The sequence below is a fragment of the Streptomyces sp. NPDC093261 genome (genome assembly GCF_044753645.1).
GTDB lineage: Bacteria > Actinomycetota > Actinomycetes > Streptomycetales > Streptomycetaceae > Streptomyces.
Genome location: NZ_JBIVNO010000001.1, coordinates 199,626 through 213,809, shown reverse-complemented (window position 1 = coordinate 213,809; position 14,184 = coordinate 199,626). Strand labels below are relative to the sequence as shown.

The following is a 14,184-nucleotide window of genomic DNA, read 5'->3' as shown; positions in this document are numbered from 1 at the left end:
GACGGCCCGGGCGCTCGCCGTGCGGACCTACCGTGGAGGCATGGACGACAGCAGCCTCGCCAGGCTGGACGAGGAGATCACCCGGTGCCGGGCCTGCCCCCGCCTGGTCGCCTGGCGTGAGGAGGTGGCCCGTACCAAGCGCGCCGCGTTCGCCGACTGGACGTACTGGGGGCGGCCGGTGCCGGGCTTCGGGCCGCCTGATGCGAGGCTGCTCGTCGTGGGGCTCGCACCCGCGGCACACGGCGGGAACCGGACCGGACGGATGTTCACCGGGGACCGGTCCGGGGATGTGCTGTACGAGGCTCTGCACGCTGTCGGGCTGGCGTCGCAGCCCACGTCGGTGTCCGCCGACGACGGGCTCGAACTCTACGGCGTACGCGTCACCGCGCCCGTCCACTGCGCTCCGCCGGCCAACAAACCGACGCCCGAGGAGCGGAACACCTGCCGGCCCTGGCTCGTGCAGGAACTGCGACTGCTGCGCCCGTCCCTGCGCGCCGTGGTCGCGCTCGGCGCCTTCGGCTGGCAGGCCGCACTGACCGCGCTCGCCGAGGCGGGCTGGGCCGTGCCCCGGCCACGGCCCGCCTTCGGGCACGCGGCCCGGGTGCCGCTGGACGGGCTGGAGCTCTTCGGCTGCTTCCATGTCAGCCAGCGCAACACGTTCACGGGCCGGCTGACCCCTGCGATGCTCCGGGACGTGCTGCGTGCGGCGGCGCATGCGGCGGGGTTGCCGACCGCACCGTAGGGGTGGACCGGCGCGGTTCACCGCCCCGTGGAAACCACGGCGGTCGCGGTGACCTCCACGAGCCGGCCGGGGTAGCCGAGGCAGGCCACTCCGCCAAGGGTCGAGGAGTGCGGCCCGGCGCCGAGCCCTGACGCCCCGACCACGTCCCACACGGCGGAGAGCACCGCCGGCCCACCGCTCACCACATACACGCGCGTGGACACCGCATGCGCCATGTCGCTCCCGACCGCGCGCAGCTGCGCGTCGGTGCTCGGCGCCGTCGTCTTCGCCGTGCCTGCCGCCCTGCTGCCCCGGCCGGCGGGGCTCATCGCCCTTGTGGCACCGTGCGGAGCGCTGATCCCCCGGCCCTTCGCAGCCCAGACCGCGGTGGTGACCGTTCTCGTCCTCGCCCTGGTCATGGCAGGCGGAGAACCGGCGGCCTCCCGGAGCCGGATCGGGGAGACGCTGATGGCCTGTGGGATCGTGCTGCTCGTCGGGCATCTGCCGCCCCCGGGGCAACGCGGCGGCACCGTACGGGCGCGGCCGGCCCGGGCGGTGGAGGCGGCGCACGCCCGCCTCGCGCACGTACTGGCCCACGAGGACGACCGCACCCGGCGCTTGCCTCGCGCACGTACTGGCCCACGAGGACGACCGCACCCGGCGCTTGCCTCGCGCACGTACCGGCCCACGAGGACGACCGCACCCGGCGCTGGGCGCTGCGCCGCGAGGCCTACCGTGCGCTCGCCGATGCCCGTACCGCGATCGACCTGGCCGCCGCCGAACTGCCCGCCCTCGCCCGGCACACACGGGGCACGGATGAGGTGGCCGCCACGCTCGAACGGCTGGTCGACACGACCACCCCGTGCGCCGTGCACCTCGACGACAGTGGGCGGCTGTCGCCCCGTCACCGGGAACGGCTCACCGGACTCCTCGACGAACTCGCCGAGCGACGCGCGCACGCCGGACTCGGCGCTCCGCAGGCTTCGCGTCTGCCGCCGGCGGTCTGACGGCGGCCGGATGACCGTGCCCGGCCCGTGAGCCGGCGCGTCCATGCGCCCACGCTGCCCGTGACGCAGGGGACTTGAGGTGCCCCTGTGTCCGAACAAATCAGGTCACTACGGGGCTTTCCTCATCAGTCGGCCGTGACCGAGTGTCGAATACGTCTCAGTACCGTCACTTCACGAGCCGTTCACCCGGGGAGAGGCGTTTAACTCTACGAGCCGATCGAGATCGGCCGCCGAGACTCGGCGTTGCAAGGAGGTGCAGGGTGAAGGGGCGAACGGTTCTGGAGCGCTTTCCCGCAGGCGGGCCGCGCGGCTCGTGGCCCGCGGAGGAGTACGCGCAGGCGCGCCGCCTGGAGGGGCAGCCCGCGGAGGTCGTCATGGACCTCGCGGCGGACGCGTTCCTGGTGATCGTGCGGGGGGCCAACGCCGCCGAGTGACCGCGTCCGTCACCCTCGGCCGGTCACGGTCACCGGGCGGGTCTGCCTTTGTCCGGCCGTGGCGGCGCCGCCCGCGTACGAGAAGACCCGGAGCGGCAGGCGCTCCACTGCGCCGGCGCGTCACATGGACGATCGATTCTCCGGTCAGGCGCTGAGCGGACGCGACCACGCCGGTGCCGTGCCCGTGACCTGACACAGGGCGAGATACAGCGGGATGGGCGGCGTGTACGGCATGGTGTCGCCCGGCCGGTGAATGAGACCCGGGCCGTCGGACGCCTCCGGGACGCGTGCTTCATTGGAGTAGCGGGCGGGCGCCGGCCAGCTCAGTGCGACATCGGAGTCCGACGGCACGATCCACCACCAGTCGGCCCGGTCGGCGTACACACAGCCCACCCTCGGCAGTCTGGAGAGCAACAGCGGGCCGTGGGAGGCGGGTACGGTCACCGCGTCGCAGCCCAGTGGCGCCGTCATGTCCTCGGGCAGGACGAGTCTCCTGGACGGCGCACCGGACGTCCGTCGCGCCCGTCCGAGGCGGACCAGCGAGGCGAGGGCCAGCACCTGTGCGGTCCCCTGTCCCGCGGACCCAGCGCCCCTCACGCCCACGCGGTCCCCGTCCCCCAGGACGCCTCCGCCCCGGAACCCCGGCCCTCGGCCGGGGGCCGCTTGGCACCCCAGCCCAGGTCCGAACGTGCCTCGTCCTCCCCTGGCGGCTTCTTGGCACCCCAGCCGAGGTCGGACCGGGCCGTCGTGTCCCCTGTCGCCCGGGACCTGCCGCCGGAACGCGACAGGTCCCGGGACGGCTGCTCGGGGCCGGACGGCTCACGGGACGCCGACTGTGCGGCGTCCCGTGCCAGCTCCGCCCAGACCAGCAGCCCGGGCCCCGCCTCCTGGGCTCCCCAGGCCCGACACAGCGCCGCGACGAGAAGGAGTCCCCTCCCGTGCTCCTCCTCGGGACGCTGTGGACCGGTGTGCGGCTTGCCCGGAGCGCATCCCTCGTCCTGGACGGCGATGCGCACCAGATCACCGGTGTCGTGCACTTCACACACGACTTGCTCTCCGGCGGTGTGCACGATCGCGTTGGTGACGAGTTCCGAGACGACCAGGGCGGCCGTGTCGCACGTGTCCTCGCACACCGCCCAGCCGGACAGCCGGGTGCGTGTCAGCCGCCGGGCCTGGCTGACGGAGCCGGGGTGTGCGGCCAGCTCGAACCGGAAACGGCGCTCGTCAGCCGCGGCGGGGCGCAGCGCTGAGGCGCCACCCAGGCCGAACCGGTCTGCGACGGCGTCTGTTCCTAACGGCGCGGACGGAATCACGCTTGCCACTATCGCCGTGACATGAACACTTGGCAAGGGTCACTCTGAAAAATGCAGAGTGCGGTGTGACTCGGTGAAGGGCCATGGCACACTGCTCGCAACGGCCTGCCGAGCGGCGCCAGTTGGGTTCCGCGGCAAGGGCGGCCAAGACCGGCACCCACACCGGCGGGGAACGGATCGGATCGGCAGGGAACGGATCGAACCAGCACCGAGCCGGTCGAGTCGGCATCGAAGCGGGTCGAGTCGGCGCCGAAGTGGGTCGAGCCAGCATCGAAGCGGGTCGAGCCGGTACCGAAGTGGGTCGTACCAGCACCGAAGTGGGTCGAACCAGTACGGAAACGGACCGAACCACCAAGAACGGATCGAGGCCGAACGCGGGTGTTTGCGGCGGAAGCGCCGGAAGGTCCCGAATGGCGTCATCCGGGCTGTCAGGGGACCGTCGGTACACGTGAGGACACATCAGGACAGGAGGAACGCGAGGTGAGCGAACCGCGTTCGGCACCGACGGTCGGCCAGGTCGTCCTCGGCCGACGCCTGCTGGACCTGCGTGAACGCGCGGGCCTCAAACGGGAGGAGGCCGCACGCATTCTGCGCGTCGCGCCCGCCACCGTCCGCCGCATGGAGACGGCAGAGGTCGCCCTGAAGATCCCGTACCTCCAGCTTCTGCTGAAGGCGTACGGGGTGAGCGACGAGGAGGCCGAGGCCTTCGTCCGACTCGCCGAGGACGCCAACAGGCCGGGCTGGTGGCAGCGGTTTCACGACATCCTGCCGGGCTGGTTCTCGATGTACGTCAGCCTGGAGGGCGCGGCCGCGCTCATCCGCCAGTACGAACCGCACTTCGTGCCCGGCATCATGCAGACCGAGGAGTATGCCCACGGCGTCCTGAGATCGGGTGCCGTAGGACAGACCAGCCCCGAGGACATCGAGCGTCATGTGGCGTTGCGCATGCAGCGCCAGGCGCTCCTCACACGCCAGGACGCCCCCCGGATCTGGGTGGTGATGGAGGAGACCGCGCTGCGTCGGCCCGTCGTCGGGCCCCATGTCATGCGTGCCCAGGTCGACCGGTTGCTGGAGGTCACGCGACTGCCCCATGTGACGTTGCAGGTACTCGAGTTCTCCTCGGGACCGCACCCTGGTACGTACGGGCCCTTCGTCCTGTTCCGATTTGCCATGTCAGAACTGCCGGACATGGTCTACAGCGAGTACCTGACCGGCGCCGTCTATCTCGACGCGCGCACCGAGGTGGCGACCCACCTCGAGGTCATGGACCGCATGGCGGCCCAGGCCGCTACGGCACAACGCACGAAGGAGATCCTCGAGGATCTCCGCAAGGAGCTGTGAATGGATCGCATCACGCCGCGCGAACGCGTCTACAACGGCATGCCCGCCCGTGAACTCGGCAGCGAGGGCTGGCACAAGCCGTGGAGCGGAGGCAACGGCGGCAACTGTCTGGAGGCGATGAAGCTCGCCGACGGCCGGATCGCCGTCCGCCAGTCCACCGATCCGGACGGGCCCGCGCTGATCTACACCTCCGACGAGATGACCGCGTTCATCGAGGGGGCCAAGGCAGGGGTGGCCGATTTCCTGCTCTCGTGACCGATCGTCGCTCCACGACGTTGTTGTCCGCACCACTGAAGCGCCCTGAGGCATCGGCACCACCGAGGCGCCGGCAGCACTGACTTGCCATTCAGTCGTCCACTTCAGCCGTCCACTTCAGTCGTCCGGTTCGGTTGTTCACTTCAGCTCAGTTCGGTTGTCCAGTTCAGTTGATCACTGACATACCCGTGGAATTACGGATTTCCTCCATGACCGGGCAGAACCCCGCACCGGACCCCGTCGTCATCGCCACCGGCAAGCCGCACCCGGCCCGGATGTACGACTGGTACCTCGGTGGGAAGGACAACTACCCCGTCGACGAGGAGATGGGCCGGCAGATGCTCGCCCTCGACCCGAGGGTGCCGGTGATGGCGCGGGTCAACCGTGCGTTCATACACCGCGCCACGCGCTGGCCGGCGCACCACGGCGTACGGCAGTTCCTGGACATCGGCACGGGCATTCCGACCGAGCCGAACCTGCATCAGATCGCTCAGGACATCGCGCCGGACGCGCGCATCGTCTACTGCGACAACGACCCCATCGTGCCGGCCCACGCGGCGGCCCTGCTGCGCGGCACGCCCCAGGGAGTGACCCGGTACCTGCAGGCCGACGTGCGTGAGCCCGACGCCATCATCGAAGGTGCCAAGCGGGTCCTGGACTTCGGCCGGCCCGTCGCGTTGTCCCTCGTGGCGTTGCTGCACTTCGTCTCCGACGAGGATGGCGCGCACGCACTGGTTGACCGGCTGCTGTCCGAAATCCCCTCCGGCAGTTATCTCATGATGACCCACGCCACCGCCGACTTCACCCCGGAGGAATCGGCGGCGGCGACGGAGAAGCTCAAGGCGGCCGGAGTGACCCTCGCGCTTCGCTCCCGCGATCAGGTCGCCCGCTTCTTCCACGGGCTCGACCTCATCGAACCCCGGGTCGAGGTGGTCCACAAGTGGCACCCGGAGCTGGGTGATCCGGTCCCGGGGCAGGACGACGGGGTCATCCCCGGCTACGGCGCGGTGGCCCGCAAGCCGTAACCGAGGGGATCCGTTCGACGGCCGTGGCCCAGGGGCCATGCGCCTGCTGGAGCGTGGCCCTCGGTCATCGACCCCTCCGACGCTGCGAGAGGGGGGCCGTCCGTCTCCGTGCGGCTACGCCGTCATCGGCCGGTCATACGGACCGATCGGCGCCGACAGGTGCGACGCACCGCTCGTCAGCCGCCGGTCGACCGCCGCCGCGACGGCCCGCCCCTCGGCGATCGCCCACACGATCAGCGACTGTCCGCGCGCGGCGTCGCCTGCGGCGTACACCCCCGGGACGTTAGTGCCGAAGTTCTCGTCCCGTGCGATGGTCCCGCGTGCGTCGAGCGCGATCCCGAGCTGGTCGATCAGCCCGTCCCCGCGGTCGGGTCCCGAGAACCCCAGCGCGAGCAGCACGAGGTCCGCGGGCAGCGTCCGCCCGGTACCCGACACCGGTCGCCTCCGCTCGTCCACCTCGACCAGGTGCAGGGCGCGTACATGTCCCTCGGCGTCCCCCGTGAAGTGCAGCGTGGACGCCGCGAACAGTCGCGCGTCCGCGTCCGCCGCGGGCGCCGTCCGCAGATCGCGCGCCTCCTCGTGCGCGGCGGACAGCCGGTAGATCTTCGGGTACGTCGGCCACGGCTCGGTGTCCTCGTTCCGGCCTGTCTTCGGCTGCGGGTAGATGTCGAGCTGGGTCACGGACGCCGCCCCTTCGCGCACCGCGGTGCCCAGACAGTCGGCCCCCGTGTCCCCGCCCCCCACGATCACGACGTGCTTCCCCGCGGCCGACAGGGGCGAGACCTCCAGGTCTCCCTCGCACACCCGGTCGGCCAGCGGCAGATACACCATCGCCTGATGGATCCCGTCCAACTCCCGCCCGGGCACGTCCAATTCCCGCCATGCCGTGGCGCCCGTCGCGATCACCACGGCGTCGTACCGCGCCCGCAGCTCGGCGGCTCCGATGTCCTTCCCTATGGCCGTCGACGTACGGAACTTCGTCCCCTCCGCCCGCATCTGCTCGAGCCGCCGGTCGAGATGCCGTTTCTCCATCTTGAACGCCGGTATCCCGTACCGCAGCAGCCCCCCGATCCGGTCCGCGCGCTCGTACACCGCCACCGTGTGCCCGGCGCGGGTGAGCTGCTGGGCCGCCGCGAGCCCGGCCGGGCCGGACCCCACGACCGCGACTGTCCGCCCCGACAGCCGCTCCGGCGGACGCGGCGGCGCGAACCCCTCCTCCCAGGCGCGGTCGGCGATGGCCACCTCCACGTTCTTGATGGTGACCGCGGGCTGGTTGATGGCGAGCACACACCCCGCCTCGCACGGCGCCGGGCACAGCCGCCCAGTGAACTCCGGAAAGTTGTTGGTGGCGTGCAGTCGGTCGCTGGCCGCGCGCCAGTCCTCGCGTGAGACGAGACTGTTCCACTCGGGGATCAGGTTGCCGAGCGGGCAGGCCTGGTGGCAGAACGGGACCCCGCAGTCCATGCACCGGTTCGCCTGGCGGCTGATGATCGGCAGCAGCGCACCCGGGACGTAGACCTCGTTCCAGTCCCGCACCCGCTCCTCCACGGGCCTGCGGGGCCACTCCTCCCGGGGGGTGCTCATAAAGCCCTTGGGATCGGCCATGGCCGTCCCCCTTGCGTACGCGTAAGGGGTCGCTTCGTGCCAGGGTACGACGCACTCCGCCGGTCCGCCCCTCGTCGTCAGGGCCCCCGGACCAGGGCTCGGGCCGCTCAGGAGGAAACCGGAGACCGCCCCGACTCACCGGTCACCATCAGTGACGCCGCACACGATTCCGGTGACCCCTCGCATACGGTTCGACTGGGCGGGCCTGGAGTGGCGGGGCCCATCCGGCCGGTGCAGGCGCCGTCAAGCCGCCTCTCGGAACCGCCACTCCCGCAGCACCGTCTCCACGCTCTCCGCGATGCGCCGGCGCGCCTCGGGTCTCGCCACCCCGTTCATCAGCAGCCGGTCGTACGGCGTCTCCAGGTGCCGTACCGACGCCCGCACCGCGGCCGTCACCGCGTCCGCCGACAGCGCCCTCCCCGCCGCGCTGCGGCCGACCCGTCCGCTCCCGCGCACCGAGGCATGCGCCGCGATCTCCTCCGCACGCCCGGCCGGGCACCCGGGAAACAACCGGCGGATCTCCCGTGCGAAAGCCTCCGTGAACCGCAGGTCCTCGGCCGCGCGGCGCCGGGCGTCCCGCGCCCGCCGTCTGCGCCTGGCCTCCGCATCCGCCAGGCACCGCTCCTCGGCCAGTGCGAGCGCCGCCGCCTCGACGAGCACTCCCTGCCGCTCGTACCGGCCCTGCCGCCGGTTGAAGCGCACCACCACCGCCGAGAGCGCACTGGCCTCCCGCGACCGCCGGGTCAGCGCCGTGTCGCCGCGCGGCAGGAACACCAGATGCCCGAGGTCCGCACAGTCCAGGCACCGGGGCGCCCCCTCCTCCAGCACCAGCAACGACAAAGGCCCGCGGCGGCACGCGGCGCAGTGCCGCCGCCTCAGCGGCTGGAAGACCAGAAGTCCGCCACCAGGTGGGAGAGTTGCCCTCGGTGCCATACCCGCTTCCTTCCCGCCCGGCCGAGCGGCGACCCCGCGGGACCCCGTGCCGGCGGCGGCCGCGACGCGCCCCGCGCCTCGGTCGCTTCGCAGAGCCCGGTCCCTGCGCGGGATCACCGGCCGCGTCGTGGTTCCACCCTGGTGGCGCGGCATCATGGGCCCTGTGCGACTTGAAGCGATCACCTGGGAGCGGCTCGGCGACCTCCTCGCCGACCGGCTGCTCGACCTGAAGCCCGACGACGGCAGCCCCTGGACCCGCGTCGCCTTCGACGGAGCCCCCGCCGCGCGCCCCGGCGACCTCGCTCAGCGTGTGTCCGACGCCCTGCGGATACGTGGCCGCTCCTCGGTCGTCGTCGGCGCGGAGGGTTTCCTGCGCCCCGCGTCCGTCCGCTTGGAACACGGCCACCGGGACCCGGACTCCTATTACGAAGGATGGCTCGACACCGGCGCCCTGTGGCGTGAGATCTTCGGCCCCCTCGAGCCCGGCGGCAACGGCAGCGTCCTGCCCGATCTGTGGGACCCGATCGCCGACCGCGCCACGCGGAGCTCCTACGTCCGACTTCCGCCCGGTGGCCTTCTGCTACTCCATGGTCCCCTCCTCCTCAGGCACTGGTTCCCCTTCGATCTGACCGTGCATGTGCTCCTGTCGGCCGGCGCCCTCCGCCGCCGCACCCCCGAGTCCGAGCACTGGACCCTTCCCGCTTTCGAGCGCTACGAGGCGGAGACCGACCCGGGCGCCCTCGCCGATGTCCTGGTCCGCGCGGACGACCCGCGCCACCCCGCCTGGAGCGGCTGAACCCCCGCCCGGTCCCCCTGCCGCCCGCCCGGCCGCACCCGCCCGTCCCGCGTTTCCGGGTGCGCCACCGTGCGGGCACGGCGAGAATTGAGGGCGCCGGGACATGCGGTGCGTCCCGTGCCGCGCCGGCCGTCCGGCCTTGGGAGGTACTACATGACCACCGCCGGAGACATCATGCACCGTGGTGCCCAGTGGATCCCCGCGCATGAGACCCTCGACCGCGCAGCCCAGCTGATGCGCGAACTCAACGTCGGCGCGCTGCCCATCAGTGACGAGAACGAACGGCTCTGCGGCATCCTCACCGACCGCGACATCGTCGTCGGCTGCGTGGCCATGGGCCACGACCCCTCACGGGTGACCGCGGGCGACATGGCCCAGGGCACACCGCGCTGGGTCGACGCGAAGGCCGACATCAGCGAGGTGCTCCAGGAGATGGAGGGGCACCAGATCCGCCGGCTTCCCGTCATCGACAACAAGCGCCTCGTCGGCATGATCAGCGAAGTCGACCTGGCCGAGCACCTGCCGGAGGGTCAGATGGTCGAGTGGGTCGAGAACGTCTACGCGAGGAGCACGCGCTGACCCTTCCGCCGGCCGGTCGGCCGGTTCGGACCGGCGGCACCGGCGGACACCCCCCGAGGGCCGGGCGCCTCCGGGCGCAGGCGCGGCGGGTCACAACCAGCCGTTGCGCTTGAACCCCCGGTAGAGAACGAGACAGGCGACGGCTATCACGACCAGAACCAGTGGGTAGCCGAATTTCCAGTGCAGCTCGGGCATGTACGTGAAGTTCATGCCGTACACACCGCAGACCATCGTCGGCACGGCGATCAGCGCGGCCCACGCGGTGATTCTGCGCATGTCCTCGTTCTGAGCGACGCTCACCTGCGCGAGGTGGGCCTGAAGGATCGAGTTGAGCAGCTCGTCGAAGGCCGCTATCTGCTCGATGGCGCGCAGCAGATGGTCGGAGACGTCCCGGAAGTACGCCTGTATCTCCGGGTCGATGACCCGGATCGGCCTGGTGGCCAGCTCCTGGATGGGGCGATCCAGGGGCGCCACCGCCCGCTTCAGCTCGAGGAGTTCGCGTTTGAGCTGATAGATGCGGCCCGGATCCAGTCGCGCGCTGTTCTCCGCGAACACGTCCGTCTCGACCTGGTCGATGTCCTCCTGCACCGCGTCCGTGACACGCAGATAGTCGTCCACCACCTGGTCGGCGATCGCGTGCAGCACCGCGGCGGGGCCCTTCGCGAGCTGCTGGGGGTGGGCCTCCAGCTCCTCACGCAGCGGGCCGAGCGAGCCGTGCCGTCCGTGTCGCACCGTGATGACGAAGGCGGGACCGATGAACACCATGATCTCGCCGGTGCTCACCACCTCGCTCGTCGCGGTCAACTGCTTGTGTTCCACGTAGCAGACGGTCTTGAAGACGGCGAACAGCGTTTCCCCGTACCGCTCCAGCTTCGGGCGCTGATGCGCCTCGATCGCGTCCTCGACCGCGAGCGGATGCAGATCGAAGAGTTCGGCGATCCCCGCGAACTCCTGGTCCGTCGGTTCGTGCAGCCCGAGCCAGACGAACCCGTCGGCGCTCTCGCGGACCCGCTGCACGGCGTCGACCGGATCCTCGCCGGCGGGAACGCGCACCCCCTTCTGATATGTCACGCAGTTGACGACCGCCGAGCCCAGGGGTGACCGGGCCGGGTGGCTCAGATCGACGCGCGCCCGCTGCCGCGCCAATCGCGCCACCTTACGGAGGCCACCGACCCTGTCGAGGCCCGTGACCTTCCGCAGATTCCCTGCCATGGACATCTGGATCTCCTTGCGTGGATCTCCTTGCGCCGTACTCCGCGCCTTCGCGAGCCAGTCTGCCAGTCGGCCTCGATCGCCGGAAAAGCCTGTGGAAACGGAAAGTTCCGCTTCGATACCTGGCTGGTGGGCGGGTGGTGCGGCCACCGTGCACCGGTCCCGCGGAGCGTCGTCGGGCACGGCCGGGGCGGAGAGCTGGGATGATCGCCGTATGACCGCGAGCGACGGGTATCTCCTCGACAACCAGCAGGCCGAGGCGGGTCGGCGTTTCGACGCGCTCTCCGCCCTCTTCGATCCCACGACGTTCCGCCACATCGAGAACCTCGGTATCGGACCCGGCTGGCGCTGCTGGGAGGTCGGCGCCGGCGGCCCGTCAGTGGTCTCCTGGCTGGCCAAGAAGGTCGGTCCGACGGGAAGGGTCCTCGCCACCGACATCGACACCTCGTGGGCGGTGTCGGCCGCCCGCCCCCCGATCCAGATCCGCACCCACGACGTCGGCACCGAGGAGCCGCCGGGGGAGAGATTCGACCTGGTTCACGCCCGGCTCGTCCTCGTCCATGTACCGGACCGTGAAAGGGCGTTGCAGTCGATGATCAAGGCCCTGCGCCCCGGCGGACGGCTGCTGATCGAGGACGCCGATCCCGCGCTCCAGCCCCTCATCTGCCCGGATGAGTACGGCCCCGAGCAGCAGCTCGCCAACCGTCTGCGCCAGGGTTTCCGCACGCTCCTCGCCGACCGCGGCGCCGACCTCTCCTACGGCCGCCGGCTTCCGCGCCTGCTGCGCGAGGCGGGGCTGCGGCAGGTGGAGGCCGACGCGTACTTCCCGATCGCCTCGCCCGCCTGCGCGGCCCTCGAAGCCGCGACCATCCGTCAGATCCGCGACCGGCTCGTCGCCGCCGGCCTTGCCACGGACGAGGAGATCGACCGCCATCTGTCCCACGTCGCGTCCGGCACGATGGACCTGGCCACGGCCCCCCTGATCTCGGCCTGGGGCCGCAAGGGGTAGAGGAGCACCGGGGAGGTCGGCGCCCGGCGGGGCACGGCCGGCCGCCGACGCCGGCCGTGCCGCTCGGCCGCCTACCCGGCGCCGGCCGGGGGCCTGCCTCCCACGTTCTCCACCGCCATGGCCCCGGCCCTGCACCCCTGCGCCGTCGCCTCCTCCGGCTCCGCCCCTGACAGGAGGGCCGCGAGGAAGGCCCCGGTGAAGGCGTCGCCCGCGCCCGTCGTGTCCCGCGGGATGGCGGGGACCGCCGGGATCCAGGCGCGGACCGTTCCCGACACGGCCACCAGTGCCCCCTCCGCGCCCTGCTTGACGACCACCAGGGGCAGATGGCGGCTCAGCTTGGCGGCCGCGTCCGCGAGGTCGGGCAGCCCGGTCAGCAGACACGCCTCGTCCCGGCTGGGGAGCAGCACATCGACGCCTTCGGCGAGCGTCAGGAACCGGCCCACGCCCAGCTCGGTGAGAAACCCGGCCGACGCCGGATCCATGCTCACCGGTACACCACGCGCGCGTGCCGCCGCCAAGGCCACCCTCACCAGCGCCCGGCTCGGCTCGGAGAACAGCAGATAGCCCGACAGATGCAGGCGTGCGACACCGTCGAGCAGCGCGTCCGACCAGTCGCCGGGGTCCAGCCGCAGGCAGGCCCCGCTGTCCGTGAGGAAGGTGCGCTCCGCGGCGGCGCTGCGGTCCACCAGGCAGATGACCGTTCCCGTGGCCGCCTCGGCGTCGACGACCAGATGGGACCGTACTCCCGACCCGGTCAGTTGCCGTTCGTGCCAGGCTGCGGAATCGGCCCCGACGCGTCCGAGCAGCCGCACATCCGGACAGCCCCAATGGGCCGCCCAACAGGCCACGTTCGCACCGGCGCCGCCGGGGAGCGTACGGATGACGGCGGCGGTGTCCGTGCCCGGCGCGAGCGGGCCCGAGTGCCGGGCGACGACATCCGTGACGACGTCCCCGACGACGAGCAGAGCCCCGCTCACGCCTTGGCCCAGGCCGCCGCGATCCGTGCCGCGAGGCGCACGTTGCCGCGCACCGCCGCCAGGTTGGCGCTCAGCGAGGCTCCCTCGGTCTGCCGTACCAGATAGTCGAGCAGGAACGGTGTGACCGCCTGACCGGTGACCCCCTCGTCCTCGCACGCCTGCAACGCGGCGGAGAGCACACGCGCGTGGAGCTGTGGATCGAGTTGTTCCTCCTCCGGAACGGGGTGAGCGACGATGAGCGCCGACTGCGGACCGCCGAGCGCGTCCTGTGCCCGCATGACGCCCGCCACCTCTTCCGGGGACTCAAGGGTCCAGTCCACCGGGTGCCCGGAGTCGGACAGATAGAAGCCCGGGAAGCGGTCGGTGCGGTAACCGGCCACCGCCACGCCCAGCGTCTCCAGACGCTGCAGCGTCGCCGGCACGTCCAGGATCGACTTCACGCCCGCGCACACCACGGTGATCCTCGTCCTGGCCAGCAGACCCAGGTCGGCGGACTCGTCATGGGTCGTGGTCCACTGCCGGTGCACCCCGCCGAGTCCGCCCGTCGCGAAGACGCGTACCCCGGCGAGTGAGGCCAGCAGGGCCGTCGCGGAGACCGTCGTCGCCCCGCTCACGCCCGTCGCGGCCGCGAGCGGCAGGTCACGGTGGCCCAGCTTGCGGATCCCCTCCTCGTTCGCGACTCGCTCGATCTGCTCCTTGTCCAGCCCGACATGGGCCTGGCCGTTCAGGACGGCGATCGTCGCCGGTACGGCGCCCTGCTGCCGTACGAGGTCCTCCAGTTCCAGCGCGACCCGGAGGTTCCGCGGACGGGGCAGCCCGTGCGCGATGATCGTCGACTCCAGGGCCACCACCGGCCTGCGGGCGGCGAGGGCCTCCCGCACCTCTTCGGACACCATCAGCACGCGCGTGCCTCCTGTCTCTCGGTCTTCCCTCATCTCTGGCGGGCGGCGTCCGCGGCCAAACACTTGCGAGCCGTG

Annotated in this window: 15 protein-coding genes and 2 pseudogenes; 9 read left to right on the top strand and 8 right to left on the bottom strand. The window is 71.7% G+C overall.

The window, feature by feature from the left end; all coding sequences use genetic code 11:
* Window positions 1-40 precede the first annotated feature (40 nt).
* Window positions 41-742 (top strand): uracil-DNA glycosylase, encoded by a 702-nt coding sequence (locus tag ACIP94_RS01035; RefSeq protein ID WP_402417828.1) that lies wholly within the window; start codon window positions 41-43, stop codon window positions 740-742.
* Between the two features lie 17 nt (window positions 743-759).
* On the opposite strand, the pseudogene ACIP94_RS01030 reads toward ACIP94_RS01035, so the two are convergent.
* Window positions 760-981, bottom strand: a pseudogene (locus ACIP94_RS01030) (hypothetical protein); the annotation flags it as partial.
* Between ACIP94_RS01030 and ACIP94_RS01025 the strand changes: the two are divergent.
* Window positions 971-1,728 (top strand): annotated as a pseudogene (locus tag ACIP94_RS01025) (FUSC family protein); the annotation flags it as partial. The pseudogenes ACIP94_RS01030 and ACIP94_RS01025 sit on opposite strands and share 11 nt — an antisense overlap.
* A 260-nt stretch (window positions 1,729-1,988) precedes the next feature.
* A complete protein-coding gene (locus tag ACIP94_RS01020) occupies window positions 1,989-2,162 on the top strand; it encodes a hypothetical protein (protein WP_402417826.1) in 174 nt (57 codons plus the stop codon).
* 144 nt (window positions 2,163-2,306) lie between these two features.
* On the opposite strand, the gene ACIP94_RS01015 is transcribed toward ACIP94_RS01020, so the two are convergent.
* Window positions 2,307-2,765 (bottom strand): hypothetical protein, encoded by a 459-nt coding sequence (locus ACIP94_RS01015; RefSeq protein ID WP_402417824.1) that lies wholly within the window; start codon window positions 2,763-2,765, stop codon window positions 2,307-2,309.
* Window positions 2,756-3,484, bottom strand: a complete 729-nt coding sequence (locus tag ACIP94_RS01010) for an ATP-binding protein (RefSeq protein WP_402417822.1) — start codon at window positions 3,482-3,484, stop codon at window positions 2,756-2,758. The genes ACIP94_RS01015 and ACIP94_RS01010 overlap by 10 nt, the downstream gene beginning before the upstream one ends.
* 471 nt (window positions 3,485-3,955) lie before the next feature.
* On the opposite strand from ACIP94_RS01010, the gene ACIP94_RS01005 reads away from it, so the two are divergent.
* The 3 genes from ACIP94_RS01005 (at window position 3,956) to ACIP94_RS00995 (ending at window position 6,096) form a co-directional block, all read left to right on the top strand.
* Window positions 3,956-4,816 (top strand): helix-turn-helix domain-containing protein, encoded by an 861-nt coding sequence (locus tag ACIP94_RS01005; protein ID WP_402417820.1) that lies wholly within the window; start codon window positions 3,956-3,958, stop codon window positions 4,814-4,816.
* The gene (locus tag ACIP94_RS01000; RefSeq protein ID WP_365159110.1) at window positions 4,817-5,071 is read left to right on the top strand and encodes a DUF397 domain-containing protein; all 255 of its coding nucleotides are present in this window, start codon (window positions 4,817-4,819) and stop codon (window positions 5,069-5,071) included. It begins immediately after the preceding gene.
* A gap of 209 nt (window positions 5,072-5,280) precedes the next feature.
* Complete coding sequence (locus tag ACIP94_RS00995) at window positions 5,281-6,096, top strand: SAM-dependent methyltransferase (protein ID WP_402417818.1); 816 nt, start codon at window positions 5,281-5,283, stop codon at window positions 6,094-6,096.
* A 114-nt stretch (window positions 6,097-6,210) separates the two neighbouring features.
* On the opposite strand, the gene ACIP94_RS00990 is transcribed toward ACIP94_RS00995, so the two are convergent.
* Together ACIP94_RS00990 and ACIP94_RS00985 are read right to left on the bottom strand one after the other, a co-directional pair.
* Window positions 6,211-7,701 carry a glutamate synthase subunit beta gene (locus tag ACIP94_RS00990; RefSeq protein WP_402417816.1) on the bottom strand — a complete coding sequence of 497 codons (1,491 nt, stop codon included), beginning with the start codon at window positions 7,699-7,701 and terminating at the stop codon, window positions 6,211-6,213.
* A gap of 243 nt (window positions 7,702-7,944) precedes the next feature.
* Complete coding sequence (locus ACIP94_RS00985) at window positions 7,945-8,634, bottom strand: DUF2293 domain-containing protein (RefSeq protein ID WP_402417814.1); 690 nt, start codon at window positions 8,632-8,634, stop codon at window positions 7,945-7,947.
* A 154-nt stretch (window positions 8,635-8,788) separates the two neighbouring features.
* Between ACIP94_RS00985 and ACIP94_RS00980 the strand changes: the two genes are divergently transcribed.
* Window positions 8,789-9,430, top strand: a complete 642-nt coding sequence (locus tag ACIP94_RS00980; protein ID WP_402417813.1) for a uridine kinase — start codon at window positions 8,789-8,791, stop codon at window positions 9,428-9,430.
* Between the two features lie 153 nt (window positions 9,431-9,583).
* Window positions 9,584-10,009, top strand: a complete 426-nt coding sequence (locus tag ACIP94_RS00975; protein ID WP_402417811.1) for a CBS domain-containing protein — start codon at window positions 9,584-9,586, stop codon at window positions 10,007-10,009.
* Between the two features lie 90 nt (window positions 10,010-10,099).
* On the opposite strand, the gene corA is transcribed toward ACIP94_RS00975, so the two are convergent.
* Window positions 10,100-11,227, bottom strand: coding sequence for a magnesium/cobalt transporter CorA (gene corA / locus ACIP94_RS00970; RefSeq protein ID WP_402417809.1), 1,128 nt, complete (start codon window positions 11,225-11,227; stop codon window positions 10,100-10,102).
* Window positions 11,228-11,435: 208 nt separating this feature from the next.
* Here corA and ACIP94_RS00965 point away from each other — a divergent pair, with 208 nt between their 5' ends.
* Window positions 11,436-12,230 carry a methyltransferase domain-containing protein gene (locus ACIP94_RS00965; protein WP_402417807.1) on the top strand — a complete coding sequence of 265 codons (795 nt, stop codon included), beginning with the start codon at window positions 11,436-11,438 and terminating at the stop codon, window positions 12,228-12,230.
* Window positions 12,231-12,301: 71 nt separating this feature from the next.
* On the opposite strand, the gene ACIP94_RS00960 is transcribed toward ACIP94_RS00965, so the two are convergent.
* Window positions 12,302-13,207 (bottom strand): carbohydrate kinase family protein, encoded by a 906-nt coding sequence (locus tag ACIP94_RS00960; protein ID WP_402417805.1) that lies wholly within the window; start codon window positions 13,205-13,207, stop codon window positions 12,302-12,304.
* On the bottom strand, window positions 13,204-14,109 hold the full coding sequence (locus ACIP94_RS00955; RefSeq protein WP_402417804.1) for a pseudouridine-5'-phosphate glycosidase: 906 nt from the start codon (window positions 14,107-14,109) through the stop codon (window positions 13,204-13,206). The genes ACIP94_RS00960 and ACIP94_RS00955 overlap by 4 nt, the downstream gene beginning before the upstream one ends.
* Between the last annotated feature and the right edge of the window lie 75 nt (window positions 14,110-14,184).

What these genes read in the sequence shown, in the direction of transcription:
- ACIP94_RS01035 (WP_402417828.1), top strand. Translation starts at nt 41, where the DNA reads ATGGACGACAGCAGCCTCGCCAGGCTGGACGAGGAGATCACCCGGTGC.
- ACIP94_RS01000 (WP_365159110.1), top strand. Translation starts at nt 4,817, where the DNA reads ATGGATCGCATCACGCCGCGCGAACGCGTCTACAACGGCATGCCCGCC.
- ACIP94_RS00995 (WP_402417818.1), top strand. Translation starts at nt 5,281, where the DNA reads ATGACCGGGCAGAACCCCGCACCGGACCCCGTCGTCATCGCCACCGGC.
- ACIP94_RS00990 (WP_402417816.1), bottom strand. Translation starts at nt 7,701, where the DNA reads ATGGCCGATCCCAAGGGCTTTATGAGCACCCCCCGGGAGGAGTGGCCC.
- ACIP94_RS00985 (WP_402417814.1), bottom strand. Translation starts at nt 8,634, where the DNA reads ATGGCACCGAGGGCAACTCTCCCACCTGGTGGCGGACTTCTGGTCTTC.
- ACIP94_RS00980 (WP_402417813.1), top strand. Translation starts at nt 8,789, where the DNA reads ATGGGCCCTGTGCGACTTGAAGCGATCACCTGGGAGCGGCTCGGCGAC.
- ACIP94_RS00975 (WP_402417811.1), top strand. Translation starts at nt 9,584, where the DNA reads ATGACCACCGCCGGAGACATCATGCACCGTGGTGCCCAGTGGATCCCC.
- corA (WP_402417809.1), bottom strand. Translation starts at nt 11,227, where the DNA reads ATGTCCATGGCAGGGAATCTGCGGAAGGTCACGGGCCTCGACAGGGTC.
- ACIP94_RS00965 (WP_402417807.1), top strand. Translation starts at nt 11,436, where the DNA reads ATGACCGCGAGCGACGGGTATCTCCTCGACAACCAGCAGGCCGAGGCG.